Source organism: Streptomyces sp. NPDC005576 (genome assembly GCF_042871745.1).
Lineage (GTDB): Bacteria > Actinomycetota > Actinomycetes > Streptomycetales > Streptomycetaceae > Streptomyces.
This window is the reverse complement of the sequence record NZ_JBIAJC010000015.1, coordinates 80,948-96,045: the sequence shown is the minus strand read 5'-3', so window position 1 is coordinate 96,045 and position 15,098 is coordinate 80,948. Positions and strand designations below refer to the sequence as shown.

The following is a 15,098-nucleotide window of genomic DNA, read 5'->3' as shown; positions in this document are numbered from 1 at the left end:
GGAGGGGTGGGGAAAGGAGAGCGGGCGGTCAGCCGAAGCGGGACTCCACCCAGGAATCGCTGTAGATCGTGTCGAGATAGCGGTCGCCCCCGTCGGGGAGGATCGCGACGCAGGTGGCACCCGGGGTGATCCAGGAGGAGGCGTCCAGCAGGGCGGCCATGACAGCGCCGGACGAACCGCCGGCGAGGATCGCCTCCTTCGCCAGCAGGGCTCGGCAGCCGCGCACGCAGTCCAGGTCGGTCACCTTCATCACCCGGTCCGCGAGACCGGGACGCAGGAGCGCCGGGACCACCGCCGCGCCGTGCCCGGGGATGGTGCGGCGGTGCCGGCGCTCCCAGGCTTCGGGCGGGCCGAAGATCACGCTGCCCACCGCGTCCACCGCCACCACCTGGGTGGGCAAGCCCTCGGCGGCGATGTACTCGGCGCAGCCGCGCAGCGTGCCGGTGGTGCCGGCAGCCAGGAAGAGGTAGTCGGGAGCCTCGGGGAGCGCTTCGTGGATCTCGCGCATGGTGTGCTGGTGGGCGAGGGCGTTGTACTCGTTGCCGTACTGGTTGGGCCAGTAGGCGTCGGGCACGGTGCGCAGGAGTTCCCCCACCCGCCTGATCCGCGACGGCAGGTACTCACCGGTCTCCGCGTCGCGGTCCACGACCTCGACCGTCGCCCCGTACGCCCGCATGATCGCGGCGTTCTGGGCGGTGGTGCGCGGGTCGACGACGCAGATCAGGTCGAGCCGGTAGAAGTTGCAGAGCTGGGCCAGGGCGATACCCAGGTTGCCGGAGGAGGACTCCACGACGGTGGAGATCCCCGGCATCAACACCCCGGTGGACAGGGCGTGTTCGATCATGGAGCGGGCCGCGCGGTCCTTGATGGAGCCGCCCGGGTTGAACCGCTCGCACTTGCCGTAGACCTGGAAACGCGTGGGCGGGAAAAGACGGTCGAGGGCGACCAGCGGGGTGGAGCCGATCGTCGCGATGATGTCCGGATCGCGGGGACGGGCCGCGGTTGCGGCGCGGGTCGCCGCAGCGGAGGGGGCCACGGTCATTCCGGTACCTTTCTGCTGATCTGCAGCCGGAGTTCGCTGACGTAGCGCTCGCCGCCGGCTCCCGTGAGCCAGGAGTCCCGGGGGTGCGGCAGCGGCTCACTGAGGATCACGGTGGCGTCCGCGTCGAGGCGCCGGGTGCGGCGGACGAGGTTGGCGAAGGAGAGCACGAGGGTGGGGCTGGTGAAGTCGACCAGGGACGGCTTCGTCTCCTGCGGGAACTTCACGAAGGCCTGGTCGGGCAGCCCGCCCGCACGCAGCCAGCGCCGTACGGCCAGGTAGTCGCCCGCCCGGTCGGGCTTGGTGGCGAGCGGGATCTCCGCGGCCGGCACCCGCCAGGTCTCCCGGAACAGGACGAGCCCGTCGAGCGTGACGCGGGGGGCGTGCGGCCGGTCGAGCCCGATCTTGAAAGCGTCCGCGGCGATGATCGACACCGGGACGGCGAGCAGTTCGGCCATGTTCCACTCACGCCCGTCGGGCGTGGTGGCGGTGACCGTGCCGTCCCGCTCGGCCAGGGTGATCGCGGCCGCCGGGTCGATCCGGGACCGGTCGTCGAACGGCGCCCGGGTGAAACCGATGAGCCGGTCACCCGCGCCGATGGGGGCGGGCACCATGCGGCCGCTATTGCGCTTCCAGTCGACCGGGAGCAGCGGTACCAGGCGTGGCGCGCCGATCGCCGCGTTCACCTTGTCGCGCAGGGAGCCGGCGTCACTGGTCCAGTCGAGGAACGGCAGGTCGCAGGTGGCGAGGCAGGCGTGCAGCTCGCCGAGGACGACGGTCAGGTCCCCGTCCGCCTCCCGGACCACCTGGAGGTCGGGGCTGTGCAGGGCGAGATGGGGCGAGCGGACCGGACCGGTGGCGAAGACGGCGCGCGCCCGCCGCTCGACGTCGGCGACCCGCAGCGCGACCGGCTCCACGCCGGCCGGATCGAGATCGAGGACCTCACGCCACTTGCGGGCGAGTTCCCTCGTGGCGGTGTGCACCGGCCGGGCGCCGTCGCCGCCCCAGAACAGGCCGAGCACCTGCGTCCACACGTCGGCGAGCGTGACGGGGGAGCGCCGCGGCGCGGCAGCCCGGACGAACCCGGCCACCTCCGCCTCGACCAGCTCCACCAGGCGGTTGCCGAACCAGTCCGCCGCGTCGGCCACCAGGGCGAGCGGCCGGGCGATCCCGTCCAGGAAGCCGGTGCCGACCTCGACCTGGCAGTCACGCACCGCGTCCTGGTAGCAGAGGGTGCGGCCCGCGTACGCCTTGCCCTCGTCGCGGGAGGCGTCGAGTCCGGTCGTCCGGACGAAGTACGCGTCCAGATCGTCGAGACGCGCGGCGAGTTCGTCGGCTTCGGTGGCGGCGTCGATGGCGTCGCGGTGCCGGTCGAGTTCGGTGAGGACGGTCTCGAAGCGGACGAACAGCTCGGGGTCGGCGACGGCGGCGACCCGCCGTCGCAGAATCCGCTCGGCCCGCACGTCGACCGGGATGTTGGCGTCCCAGCTCAGCACGCGCTGCTTGAGCAGCCGGGTCAGGATCTTCTCGACGCGGGGCCGTGCCCCCTCGGCGTCCCAGCCGTCCTCGCGGACGAGGGCCTCGACGATCGCCGCACCGTTGCGCTCCCCGTCCGCGTGGCCGAGGACCTGCCGGTCCTCCGGACGCAGCCGCGTCACGCGTCCGCCCGGCAGGAGCAGCCGGTCACCGTCGAGGTGGACGTCGGGGCGCGGCAGCGGCGGGAACCACCAGCGGGCGCCGGGCTGGGCGGTCATCCAGTCCGCGACGGCGGCCAGCGCCCAGCGTTCGAAGTACGTACGGCTGCGCGCGACCAGCCGCTCGCCATGGTCCACCGCGAGGCCTCCGGGCGCGCGCCCGACGGACATCCAGGCGGCCGGACCGAAGAAGCCGATGGTCTCGGCCTTCGCGCAGTAGCGCAGCCAGTACATGGCCAGGGTGCGCTCCCGCTGCTTGCGCTTGGACTCCTTGCCCGTACCGGCGGCGAGCGCGTCGAGAACGCGGTAGACGGTGCGGTTCTGCCAGGCGATGGCCGTGCGGACCTTCTCGTCACCGGCGAGGACGGCCAGGCGGCGCGTTTCGGCCGCGCTGTCGGCGAGGTAGGCGGCGGTGAAGGCGTCCGCGTCCCCGCGGTCGGCCGCGTCGGCCGCCGCCGGCCCGCCGAGCAGGTCGAGTCCCGAGGCGGGGAAGCCGGCGCTGCGCAGCAGTCCGACGCCCCACATGTGCCATTCGCTGTCGCCGAGGCGCCGGGTGGGCCGGAAGTCGGCCCAGTCGTGCTCGCGCAGCGCTTCACGGGTGGTGCTGGTCACGCGACCCGCCTCCCGAGGTCCGCGTCGACGTCCCTGTCGGTGCCGGACGCGGTGCCGGTGCCGGCCTCCTCGCCCCGCAGCGCCGCCGCGAGCCGGGCGACCCCCTCGGGGATGCGCTTGCGCGGGACGTTGCTGAAGCAGAGCCGCAGCGTGTCGCCGCACTCCCCGTCGAGCCCGAAGTGGCTGCCGGGGACGAAGGAGACGCCCTGTTCGGCCGCGGCGAGTGCGAAGCGGCCGGTGTCGGCGCCGCCCTCGTGCCGCAACCACAGGTAGAAGCCGCCTTCCGGCCGCTGCCACCGCCAGGGACCCTCGGTTCCCAGCTCCTCCTCCAGCGCGTCGGCCATCAGGCCGCACCGCTCCCGGTAGCGCTCGCGATAGGCGTCGATCAGGCTGTCCCAGCCACCGCGGGCGTGGAACGCGGCGAGCGCGGCCTGGGCGAACGCCGACGGCGACAGCGCCATCACCTCGGTCGTGCGGCGCAGCCGCTCCGCGACCGGCTCGGGCGCGGCGATCCAGCCGCAGCGCAGCCCCGGCGCGAAGACCTTGGAGAAGGTGCCGAGGTAGACGACGTTCGAAGGGTCGATGCCCTGGAGGGTCTGGACCGTGCCGCCGTCGAAGCCGAGCAGCCCGTAGGGGTTGTCCTCGACGATCAGCAGGTCCAGTTCCCTCGCCACGCCGGCCAGTTGGTGTCGCCGCTCGACGGAGAGGGTGGCGCCAGTGGGGTTCTGGAAGGTCGGGTTGCAGTACAGCATCCGTACCCGCTGCCCGTCGGCCCGCAGTCGGGCCACGGTCGCCCGCAGCTCCAGCGGGTCGAGCCCTTCGGCGTCCTCGGGGGCCCCGTGCAGTCGCAGTCCCGCCGTACGGAACGCGGTGGCCGCGCCCGGGTAGGCGGGGGTCTGGCAGAGTACGGTCTCCCCCGGCGAGGCGAGGCCGAGGCCGATGGCCAACAGCCCCATCTGGGATCCGGCGGTCGGCACCAGGTTCGCGGCGCCGGTTCTGCCGCCCTCGCGGGCCATCAGGTCGGTGATGGCGGAGACGAGGGCCCTGGCCACGTGCGGGGTGCTGTACTGGAGCGCGATCCGGCCGCCGATCCGGGTCAGCCGGGCGAACTGTTCGGAGAGTTCCTTCAGGGGCAGCAGGTCGAGGTCCGGCAGGCCGCCGGCGAACGAGATCAGGTCACCGCCCCGTTCGAAGAGCTGCGGCATCTCGGCCGCGGGTCTTATGTCGGTCCACATGGCGGTCAGCTCCCCGACAACGCGTGCGCGCCGCTCGCCAGCTGCTCGTGCACGAGCCTCAGCAGGCCGGCCGACGAGGTGAGCGAGAGGTCGGCGAGCGCGTCGGGGTCCAGCTCGATGCCGAACCGGTCCTCGACGGCCATCACCAGGGCGACGGTGTGGAGCGAGTCCACGCCGAGATCCACGAGCGGCACTTCGGAGCTGGTGATCTGCACGGCGCATATCTCCTCTACGAGCTGGTCAAACTGCGACTGGTCCATGGGAGCTCCCTGTGAGTGCGGCGGGGACTGTGGTGACGGCCGTGGCGACGGCCGTGGAGGGTGCGGCGGCGGCCCGGAGCAGCAGCGCGACGGCCGCGCGGTCGGGCTTGCCGTTGGCGGTCAGCGGCACGGTGTCGAGCGGGACGATCACGTCGGGAAGACGGGCCGGGTCCAGCAGGCGGGCGAGCGCCGTACGGACCTCAAGCGGGTCGAGATCGGTCTGCACGGCGAGCAGGAGGGGGGCGTCCTCGTCGGCGGGGCGCGGGGCGACGGCGGCGTACACGCCGGGGACGCGCTCGGCGGCGAGCTCGATCTCCGACAGGCCCATCCGCACACCGCGCCGTTTGATCATGTCGTCGTCGCGGCCGACGAAGTAGAGCAGTCCGTCGTCGTCGAGCCGGCCCTGATCGCCGGTGTGCAGCTCCAGGGAGCCGTCGGCGCGGCGCACGTACCGGTTCTGCCGCTCCAGCGGGACCCCCCAGTACCCGGCCATCACGGTCTCGCCCTCGACGACGATCTCGCCGACCTCACCCGGCGGCAGGGTCCGCCCGTCCGGGCCGACCGTCCGTACCCGGGCACCGGGGATGGCGCGGCCCACCGCGTCGGGATGCCGCTCGTAGAGCGCCGGGTCCAGGACGGAGATGCGCTTGCACTCGGTCATCCCGTACATGGAGGCGAAGCCGGAGCCCGGGAAGGCGGCGAGCAGTTCGCGCATCACCGTAGGGCTGGGCCGTGCACCGGTGTTGGTGAACAGCCGGACCCTGGTGGCGCGGCGCAGCTTCCTCTGCAGCAGGACGAGGATCTGCGCGAGCGAGGGCACCAGCGGGACGACGGTGACTCCGTGGCGCTCGATCAACCGGATCAGTCCGAGGTCGCCTGCCCGGTCGGTGAGCACCAGGGCCGAGCCGGTCAGCGTGCACAGCAGGGCCTGGTAGAGGCCGTAGTCGAAGGAGAGCGGCAGCCGGCACAGCACCACGTCGTCGGCGCGGTAGCCGAGGGCCGCGTTGACCGCGAGGACCGCGGCGAGGACCTGCCGGTGCGGGCAGACGACGCCCTTGGGGCGGCCGGTGGTGCCGGAGGTGTAGATCAGCAGGGCGACCGCGTCGTCCGCGACCTCGGCGGTGGTGTGGTCGGCGGGCGTGTGCGCGATCTCCCGTACGGCCCGCTCCACCTCCACGGTCTTCCGGGCGGCGCCGCCCGCGGTGGGCGGGCAGACGGCGAGAGCGGCCGTGCAGTCCCGGACGATGTGGTCGATCTGGGTGTCCGTGAGGTCGGGGTGCACCGGGACGAACACCGCCCCGATGCGGAACGCGGCCCACAGGAGGGCGAGGAAGGTGCGGTCGCCGCCACCGGCGTAGACGACGCGGTCACCCGCGTCCACTCCCTGACCGCGCAGCCAGCCGGCCGCCCGGTCGGTCTCGGTACCCAACTCCGCGTAGGTCAGCGGCCCCTCGGCGTCGACGAGGGCGAGGTGCCCGGGGTGCTCGGCGCGGGCGCGTGCGAACAGCTCAGACACCGGCATGAACGAGGTCCTCCTTCCAGGCGACTGCGGCACCGATCCGGGAGCGCACCTTGTCGAGGTCCCGGGGTGTGGTGACGCAGACGACGGCCAGCTCGGGAAGCTGGCGCTTGAGGATGCCCGCGAGGGTGCGGGCGGGCGGCAGACAGACCGTCACCTCGGGTGCGATCCGGCCGAGCGACTCCAGGCACAGGTCCCAGCGCACCGGCTTGACCACCTGCTCGACCAGCCGGCGGCGGATGTCGTCCGGTTCGCGGACGACCGAACCGTCGGCGTTCGACAGGAGGGACCCGGTCGGCCGCCGGAAAGGTGTCCGCTCGGCCGCCGCGGCGACGGCCCGGCGCGCGGACTCCATGTACGGGGTGTGGAAGGCGCCGGCGACCTGGAGCATCTTGACCGTGGCGGAGGGCGGCGGGGCGGCCACGAGACGCTCCAGGTCCGCCGTGGGTCCGGCCGCGACGATCTGTCCCGGACCGTTGAACGTGGCCGCGTACAGGCCCAGTTCGTCGATGCGGCCGAGTACGTCGGCCTCCTCGCCGCCGACCACGGCCGCCATCGAGGTGGGGACCTCGGCACAGGCCGCGGCCATCGCCCGGCCACGCACCGCGGCCAGCCGCACGGCGTCCGCGGGGTCGAGCACCCCGGCGTACACCGCCGCGGTCAGCTCCCCGACCGAGTGCCCGGCGGCCACCAGCGGGCCGTCCGGCTCGGCCGCGGTGAGCGCCTCATGGGCGAGGAGCCCGGCGGCGACCAGCAGCGGCTGGGTGTTCTCGGTACGGGCGATCTCCGCGGCCGGCGCCTTGCCGCCGAGGTGCACGAGGTCCACATCGGCGGCCTCGGACCAGGCGCGCAGCCGCTCGGCGTGCACCGGGTCGCGCAACCAGCCGGCCAGCATGCCCGGGGTCTGGGAGCCCTGCCCCGGTACGACGAATGCGTACATGAGTTCGAATCTCCTTTCGTAGGGGTGACGTTGACCGGTGCGGGGCCCGGTGTCGGAGGCGGAAAGGTCGGACGGAGGAGAAGAGGAGGCGGTGAGGGGCGGCTAGTGCCGCGCCCGGCAGGCTTTGCCCCGTCGCGGTGGTCGGCACGCGCACTCGCGGCGTTGACCGGAAGCCCTGGTGGCTCCGCTACAAGGACTTCCGGCCGCCTTGTGGTCGCACGCACCGACCACCGCTCCTCAGGGGGCAGACATTGCCGGGCGCGGCACTAGTTCCGGCCGGTGCTCTTGCGGAAACGGCGTACGCCCATGAAGGAGAAGGCCGCGAACCAGGCGACGGTATTGACCACCGCCATCGCGAGGCTGGAGTGCTCACCGCTGAAGGAGTAGCCCTCGGTCAGGCTGTAGCGGGCGAGCGTGGAGACGCCGAACATCGGCGAGTAGCGGGAGATCTCCAGCATGGTGCCGGACAGCGGGATGAAGAGATTGCCGAGGAAGGCGAGCGCGGTCATGGTCAGACCCGGCATGTGCATCACGGTGTCGGGCTTGAGAGCGAGCCCCAGCGTGATGCCGAGGGCGGCGAAGACGGCCGCGCCGAGCCATGCCACCAGCAGGGACGTCACCCACACCGTGGCCGTGGCCTCCACCCCGGTGAACGCACCGAGCACACCCACGACGGCCACCGGCACCGCCGCCATGATCACGGAGGACAGCACCTTGACGAAGAGGTAGCCGGGAGGGGCGAGCGGGCTGAGCGCCATGGTGCGCATCCAGCCGGACGCCTTCTCCACGGAGATGGTGGCCGCCGAGCTGACCGCCGCGGTCCCCGCCCCGTACACGGCGATGCCGATCATCATCCAGGCCGCGAAGTTGCCGTGCGGGAGGGTGGCGTCGGCGGGTTCGGTACGGAAGAGCGCCAGGTAGAGGACGGCCGGCAACAGCAGCGTGAAGATCGTGGTCTGCCGGTTGAAGCGGCGGCGCAGTTCGTAGCCGATGAAGACGGCGTTGACGCCGCTGAACGGCGAGGTCCGCACCTCGCGGGTGGCTGAGGTGGCGCTCATCGGGTGCCCCCTTCGGTACGGCTGTGGTGGGTGAGGGTCATGAATGCCTCTTCGAGGCTGCGCGGGGTGACCTCGATGTCGGTGGCGGACGTCTGCTCGATCAGCAGGCGCAGCAGCGCGTCGGAGTCGGTGGTGTCGAAGTGGTACCGCCCGCCGCGCGGGGTGCACGAGCGGACCAGCGGGGACCGCGCGAGGGAGGCCGCGTCCTGCTCGCCGATCCGCGCCGACACGGTGCGCCCGCTGAGAGCGGACCGCACGTCGGACACCGAACCGTCGACGACGACACGACCGCGGTCGATCATCACCACCCGGTCGGCGAACCGGTCCGCTTCCTCCATGTAGTGGGTGGCGAACATGACCGTCATGCCGCGCTCCGTGTCCTCACGGACGGTGGCCCAGAACTCCCGGCGGGCGACGACGTCCATACCGGCCGTCGGCTCGTCCAGGACCAGCAACTCGGGCCCGGAGAGCAGGGCGAGGGCGAACCGCAGCCGCTGCTGCTCGCCGCCGGAGCACTCCGCGACGCGACGGCCGCGCAGTTGGTCGAGCCCGGCTCGGGTCAGCACCGCGTCGATGTCGGCACCGGGGTGCAGCGAACCGAGCATCCGCACGGTGGCCTCGACGCTCAGGTCGGGCAGCAGCCCGCCCGACTGGAGCACCGCGGCGACCTGTCCGGAGCGCACCGCCTGCTGCGGCTCACGTCCGAACAGCCGCACCGAGCCCTCGTCGGGCCGCGTCAGCCCGAGCAGCATGTCGATGGTGGTCGTCTTGCCGGCGCCGTTCGGTCCGAGGAAGGCCACGATCTCACCCCGCCGGATGCGCAAGTCGATGCCGTCGACGGCGGTGAACCGCTCCCCCTTGGCATCGGTGAACCGCTTCACGACAGAGTCGAGGCTGACGGCATCCGAGGACGTCACCTCCCCGGTCACCTGGCGCGGTCGGGTTTCGATCATCTTCGGGTCCTCACGATCTGGCTGGGGGTGGCCTGGCAGGGGCCACTCTTCCCGGACCGCCTATCCGCCCCTGCCCGCCGGACTATCCGGCCGCTATCGGGACGCGGAGGGGCTGGAGGATCTCGGTGCCGAGCACGAGCGGCGTCGGAACGCACGACGCGGAAGAAGCCGCGTGAAGCGTGAGGGAGCGGGGCCGGCGGGGTGCGGGCGGCGTCCACGCACGCAGAGGGCCCCCGCAGCTCCTTGGGCCTCCCCTCCGGGCTACCCGCCGGCAGCCCGGAGGACTGCCTCACCCGCGCCGGAGGTCTGTACCCCGACACCCCGGCCCGACCAGCCCTCCACCCCTCCACGAACTTCGCGGTGCAGCACCAGGCATGACCGGTCGGCAGTAAGAGGCATGATCCTGCCGGGACTTGTCATGCGGAGGTCTTCGGTTCGAATCGGACAGGCGGCTCACTGTGAACCCCAGCTCGGATCCGCCCTGAGCCGGGGTTCTGTCGTTCAGCGGACGCGACGGCGACGCGGGGAGTGGGCCGCGCGGGTGTCCGTGGTCTCGGTTCCCGTCCTGGGGTTACGTCCCGCGACGGCCTTCATCCGTGCCGGACGGTTCGGGACTCAGGTCCCACAGGGGAGGTCCACCTGCAGGACGGTCGGGCCGCCGGACGGACTGGTCACACGGAAAGTGCCGTCGTGAGCCGCGACCCGGTGACGGATGCCGCCGAGGCCCGAACCGCCACCCTCCTCGGCGCCGCCATGGCCGTTGTCCTCGATCAACAGCCGCAGTCGGCCACCGTGCCCGCGGACGGTGACGGTGGCCCGCGTGGCGCCGCTGTGCTTGGCGATGTTGGTCAACGCCTCGGCCACGACGAAGTAGGCGGTCGTTTCGACGGACGCCGCGCATCGTTCGGGAACGTCGTCCTCGATGCTGCAGGGCACCGGGCTGTCCGCGGCCAGCCCGGACAGGGCTCCCGCCAGCCCCCGGTCGGCCAGCACCGGTGGCAGGATGCTGCGCACCACGGTACGCAACTCGGCCAGGGCCTCTTCCGCAGCCGACTGAGCGCGTTCGAGGAGTTCGTCGGCGGCGGCCGGATCACGGGCCGCCATACGACGGGCCGCGCCGAGCAGCACCGTGACCGACACCAGTCGGTTCTGGGCGCCGTCGTGCAGGGAGCGTTCGATGCGCCGCAGCTCGGTTGCGTGGGCATCCAGGGCTCCCGCACGGGTAGCGGTGAGTTCAGCGACGCGCAGCGACAGATCGGTGTCCGGGCCGGCCGCGAGCAGTGTGCGCCCCGGGGCCGCCTGCAGCCGGGCCATGGCAGGTGACAGGCCCAGGACGATGGCGATCCAGCCCAGGCCCAGCAGGCCCACGGCGATGGCGTCCGGCCAGGACTGGGCGGATCCGAGTCCGATCGACGTGCTGCTCGCGCCTTCGGGGACGAGGCGCCAGTAGAGGGGGAAGGTGCCGTCCCGGACGGCGAACACCGGGAGCCAGAGGCCGAGAAGCCCGAGGGAGAAGCCCAGGGTGGCGTGCCGGATCAGCCAGCGCAGTTCGCGCCGGGTGGTGGGGTCGACGAGGGCGGCTCGCAGCCGTGTTGGCGGCGGATCGGGGGCGATGACCTCGAGACCCCGGCGGGTGAGGCGTTCGCGTTCCCGTGCGGCCAGGGCGTGCAGGGATCGCAGTGCGGCGGGCGCGATCAGGAGCCCCACACCGATCGGTGCGGTCACGGCGGCCAGAGCGAAGAGCACCAGGAGACCCAGCGCCAGGCCGGCCGTGCCGAGGCCGCCGGCGAGTTGTCCGGTCGCGGCGCCGGCTGCGCGCACGGTTCGTACAGCGACGTCCTTCACGGATGTGGTCGGGGTCGCCATCCGTCCTCCCTGGGTCTTTCCGCGCTGCTTCGTCGCGGTCGACCCTATGTCGTCGACCGGCCTGCCGGCCTTGGCGGAGCCCGGAAGTACAGCCTGCTGTACCCCGCTTCGGGCGGCTCGCGGGATCGGCCGCGGGGGGTCCGGCTTCCTAGCATCGAAAGCGGATCAGAACACGACGACGGATGCCCCAGACGAGCCCCGGAGGACCCCCATGACGCAGCAAGACCAGTACCGCCTGAGTAGCACCACGGCCCACGGCCCGGGTCGCCGGGCACCCGACCCCGGTGGAGCCAACAGCGTGGACGCCGTTCGTACGCTGCTGTGGGCGGCGATCGTGCTCAGCGCGGTCGTGAACATGCTGGCCTCCTACAGCGCTGCCGGCACCTGGGTGCTTCTCGTCTGTGGCGGGGTCAGCGTGCTCGCCGCCGCCACTCTGGTCGTGCGTGCCGTGCGAGGGCGTCGATGAGAACCGCCGTCGCCGTGACCACCGGCCAAAAGGCACCCGCCATCGCGCTGGCGCACGTCGCCAAGACCTACGCCGGAGGCGTACGGGCTCTGGACGACGTGTCACTGACGGTGGAGCCCGGCACGTTCCTCGCGGTGATGGGGCCTTCGGGATCCGGCAAGAGCACCCTGATGCACTGCGCCGCCGGACTGGACTCCCCGACTTCGGGCAGTATCCGCATCGACGGGCAGGAGATCGCGCAACTGAACGAGACCCGGCGCACCGAACTGCGCCGTGAGCGCGTCGGTTTCGTGTTCCAGGCCTACAACCTGATCCCTTCGCTCAGCATCGAGGACAACATCACGCTGCCGCTGCGACTGGCCGGCCGGCGCCCGGACCGGGACTGGCTGCGGACGCTGACCGAACGGGTCGGCCTCACCGACCGGCTCGCCCATCGTCCCGCGGAACTCTCCGGCGGCCAGCAGCAACGGGCGGCTGTCGTCCGCGCCTTGGCAGCGCAGCCGGCCGTCGTCTTCGCGGACGAGCCGACCGGCGCACTCGATCTGCGCAGCGCTCAGCAGGTGCTGGATCTGCTGCGCGCGCTCGTCGACGAACTGCACCAGACAGTGGTGATGGTCACCCACGACCCGGCCGCGGCGGCCCACGCGCACCGCGCACTGGTGATGGCCGACGGCCGGGTGGTCGAGTCCCTCGATCAGCCAACCGCCTCGCGGCTGGCCGAGCGTCTCGTGGCGTTGGGGGAGCGGTAGACCATGCTGCACCTTGCCTGGCGCATGGCCGCCCACCGCATCACCGCGCTGATCGCCGTGGCGTGCGCGGTCCTCGGCGGCGCTGTGATGATCACCGGGACCGGTGTGCTGGCCGAGTCCGGACTCCGCTCCCACCTGCCACCCGGACGGCTCGGCGGTGCGGACGTCGTAGTCGCCGCCGACCAGGAATACCACACGAGCGGTGACCTGCCGCTCGCACTGTCCGAGCGCGCCGCGATTCCGACGGCGCTCGTAAAGCAGCTGGCGGCACTGCCCGATGTCACCGACGCGGTCGGCGACATCGGTTTCCCGGCCGCACTGCTCGACGCGCGCGGTCAGGTGGTGCCGCCTGCCGAGGACCCGCGGGCAGCGGGACACGGATGGTCCTCGGTGAAACTGCTGGCGCGGCCGCGCGTCCAGGGCCGGCCGCCGGCAGGCGTGGACGAGATCGCGGTAGCTGCCGGAACGGGGGCCAAGGTCGGTGAACGGATCCGGGTCGTGGCCAACGGCCGGCCGGCCGCTCCCTACCGGGTCTCGGCAGTGGTCGACGCACCCGGCGCCGGCGTGTACTTCGCGGACGGAACGGCCCTGCGGCTCGCCCGTCGGGACGTGGGGTCACGTGCCAGCACCGTCGACCTGATCGGATTGCGCGTCGCACCCGGCAATGAGCAGCAGGTCGCTGCGAGGGTCCGTGACCGACTGGCCGCTACCGCTACCGCTACCGGGTGGAAAGTCACCACGGGCACCGAGCGGGGTGAGGCGGTAGCGCCCGGCGTGGGTTCGGCACGCTCCCTCCTCATTCTCATCGCCGGCTCGCTCGGTGGGATCGTGCTGCTGATCACCGGCTTCGTGGTCGCCGGCGCCCTGGGGGTGACGATCGCCGGGCAGCGCCGCGACCTGGCGTTGATGCGGGCCGTCGGTGCGACGCCGAAGCAGATCCGACACCTGGCCGCCGCACAGTCGACCGTCGTCGCGGCCGTGACCCTGGTGCCGGGAGTGGCCCTCGGCTATCTGCTGGCGGGCCAGTTCCGGCAGATCCTGGCCGACCGCGGCGTACTCCCGGAGGAACTTCCCCTCACCATCGGCCCGGTCCCCGCGCTGGCTACGCTGCTCCTGGTAGGAGCTGCCGTTCAACTGTCGGCGCGGTGCGCAGCCTGGCGTACGTCCCGCATGCCCGCCACCGAAGCGGTCGCCGAGTCCCGAAGCGAACCGCGCCGTCTCTCGCCGACACGCACCCTCTTCGGCGCCCTGCTGATCCTCGCCGCGAGCGTGCTGTCGGCGGCACCCTTGCTGTCCCGGTCCGTCGTGGGAGCCTCCGCCACGTCCATCGCGGGCATCATCGCCGCGATCGGCCTGGCCCTCTGTGGCCCGGCGCTGGTGAAGCACGCCGGCGAGGCGGTCGTCCGGCGGCTGCGGCCCGGGGTGGCGGCACCGACATGGCTGGCCATGTCCAACGTGCGCGCCTACTCGCAGCGACTGTCGGGAGTCGTCACCCCGCTCGCCATGGGCGTCGTGTTCGTCCTTACGTACGCGCTCACGCAGACCACGGTGCTGGCCGCCACGTCCGACGACACCCGCGCCGGCACCCTCGCCCAGTACGAGGTCAGCGCGCCGGGCTTGGGCGGGTTGCCCTTGAACACCGTTTCCGGGCTGCGAAAGGTGCCGGGGGTGCGGGCGGCGGTACCGGTCGGCACGACCCCGGTGGTGTGGGAGTACCGGCAGTTCGGCGAGACCACGCCCGAGCAGGCCTCGGCGATGGTCCTGACGCCCGACGCGGGTGATGTCCTCGACCTCAAGGTCCGGAAGGGCGCTCTCGGGCGGCTCGCAGGATCCACCATCGCCGTCAGCGACGAGGCGGCCCGCACACAGGGCGCCGGGCTCGGGAAACATGTGCGTCTGGTTCTGGGCGACGGATCGCGCGTCGAGGCCGAGGTGGTCGCGGTGTACGAGCGGAGCCTGGGGTTCGGGCCGGTGATCCTTTCCCGCGACCTGACAGACGGACACACCACGACAGACCTCGACCAGCGCGTCCTGGTGCGCACGGACGGCACGCCCGCCACCGGGCAGCGCCTCACCGCGTTCGCCGCCAGTCGCTCCGGCCTGGCCCTGGCGACCACGGCACAGGGCGCGGGCGACAAGGACACGCCGCCCGAGGTGTGGATCAACCTGGCCGTCATCGTGGTGCTGCTCGGCTACCTGCTCCTGAGCATCGCCAACAAACTGGTCGCCGCCACCGCCCAGCGCCGGGCGGAGATCGCTGCTCTGCGCCTGGTCGGCACGACACCCCGGCAGATCCGCGCGATGATGCGCCGCGAGGCTGCGGTGATCGCGGCGGCCGGACTCGCCTCAGGGCTGCTCTTGTCGGCACTGCCCCTCGGCCTGCTGGGCCAGGGCTACCTCGGCCACCCCTGGCCGGCGGGCCCGGCATGGTTGCTGCCGGCCGTAGTGGTGACGGTCGCGCTGACGTCCTTCCTCACGGTCGAACTGCCCACCCGACACGCTTTGCGCACACCACCCGCGGACGCCCTGCGCACCGCGTGAGGCGTCCCTGGGCCGTGTCTGACCATTCCCGCCGGGCGGGGGCGCCAGCTCGTGTTCGCGCCCCCGCAACGGCACCCCTTCGCTCCTGCCTGCGGGGGCGGCGTGCCCGGGCCGCCCCCGCGCCCGGCCTCGCCACCGCCGACTTGTCGCTTTTCTGCGGCGCCGG

Annotated in this window: 12 protein-coding genes; 3 read left to right on the top strand and 9 right to left on the bottom strand. The window is 72.5% G+C overall.

All coding sequences use genetic code 11. The features are described from left to right. Positions 1–28: 28 nt before the first annotated feature. The 9 genes from sbnA to ACFYPN_RS25845 all read right to left on the bottom strand — a co-directional run bounded on the left by sbnA (position 29) and on the right by ACFYPN_RS25845 (position 11,176). The gene (gene sbnA, locus ACFYPN_RS25885; RefSeq protein ID WP_358759490.1) at positions 29–1,042 is read right to left on the bottom strand and encodes a 2,3-diaminopropionate biosynthesis protein SbnA; all 1,014 of its coding nucleotides are present in this window, start codon (positions 1,040–1,042) and stop codon (positions 29–31) included. Beyond that, positions 1,039–3,345 carry a lantibiotic dehydratase gene (locus tag ACFYPN_RS25880; RefSeq protein WP_389301378.1) on the bottom strand — a complete coding sequence of 769 codons (2,307 nt, stop codon included), beginning with the start codon at positions 3,343–3,345 and terminating at the stop codon, positions 1,039–1,041. The genes sbnA and ACFYPN_RS25880 overlap by 4 nt, the downstream gene beginning before the upstream one ends. Further along, complete coding sequence (locus ACFYPN_RS25875; protein ID WP_389301375.1) at positions 3,342–4,580, bottom strand: PLP-dependent aminotransferase family protein; 1,239 nt, start codon at positions 4,578–4,580, stop codon at positions 3,342–3,344. Before ACFYPN_RS25875 ends, ACFYPN_RS25880 begins: the two co-directional genes overlap by 4 nt. A gap of 5 nt (positions 4,581–4,585) precedes the next feature. Beyond that, complete coding sequence (locus tag ACFYPN_RS25870; protein ID WP_358759485.1) at positions 4,586–4,840, bottom strand: phosphopantetheine-binding protein; 255 nt, start codon at positions 4,838–4,840, stop codon at positions 4,586–4,588. Then, a complete protein-coding gene (locus ACFYPN_RS25865; protein ID WP_389301372.1) occupies positions 4,821–6,362 on the bottom strand; it encodes a class I adenylate-forming enzyme family protein in 1,542 nt (513 codons plus the stop codon). The genes ACFYPN_RS25870 and ACFYPN_RS25865 overlap by 20 nt, the downstream gene beginning before the upstream one ends. Beyond that, positions 6,349–7,299, bottom strand: a complete 951-nt coding sequence (locus tag ACFYPN_RS25860; protein WP_358759481.1) for an ACP S-malonyltransferase — start codon at positions 7,297–7,299, stop codon at positions 6,349–6,351. The genes ACFYPN_RS25865 and ACFYPN_RS25860 overlap by 14 nt, the downstream gene beginning before the upstream one ends. Before the next feature lie 266 nt (positions 7,300–7,565). After that, a complete protein-coding gene (locus ACFYPN_RS25855; protein ID WP_358759479.1) occupies positions 7,566–8,357 on the bottom strand; it encodes an ABC transporter permease in 792 nt (263 codons plus the stop codon). Continuing rightward, positions 8,354–9,310: an ABC transporter ATP-binding protein gene (locus ACFYPN_RS25850; protein WP_358759477.1), complete on the bottom strand. Its 957-nt coding sequence runs from the start codon at positions 9,308–9,310 to the stop codon at positions 8,354–8,356. Before ACFYPN_RS25850 ends, ACFYPN_RS25855 begins: the two co-directional genes overlap by 4 nt. A gap of 615 nt (positions 9,311–9,925) precedes the next feature. Next, positions 9,926–11,176 carry a sensor histidine kinase gene (locus ACFYPN_RS25845; RefSeq protein ID WP_389301368.1) on the bottom strand — a complete coding sequence of 417 codons (1,251 nt, stop codon included), beginning with the start codon at positions 11,174–11,176 and terminating at the stop codon, positions 9,926–9,928. A gap of 211 nt (positions 11,177–11,387) precedes the next feature. Here ACFYPN_RS25845 and ACFYPN_RS25840 point away from each other — a divergent pair, with 211 nt between their 5' ends. From ACFYPN_RS25840 to ACFYPN_RS25830, 3 genes are read left to right on the top strand one after another with little or no spacing between them, the layout of a single operon-like run. Continuing rightward, positions 11,388–11,642 (top strand): hypothetical protein, encoded by a 255-nt coding sequence (locus ACFYPN_RS25840; RefSeq protein WP_358759473.1) that lies wholly within the window; start codon positions 11,388–11,390, stop codon positions 11,640–11,642. Beyond that, positions 11,639–12,391 (top strand): ABC transporter ATP-binding protein, encoded by a 753-nt coding sequence (locus ACFYPN_RS25835; RefSeq protein ID WP_358759472.1) that lies wholly within the window; start codon positions 11,639–11,641, stop codon positions 12,389–12,391. The genes ACFYPN_RS25840 and ACFYPN_RS25835 overlap by 4 nt, the downstream gene beginning before the upstream one ends. Positions 12,392–12,394: 3 nt before the next feature. Further along, positions 12,395–14,932, top strand: coding sequence for an FtsX-like permease family protein (locus ACFYPN_RS25830; RefSeq protein ID WP_389301364.1), 2,538 nt, complete (start codon positions 12,395–12,397; stop codon positions 14,930–14,932). Positions 14,933–15,098 lie beyond the last annotated feature (166 nt).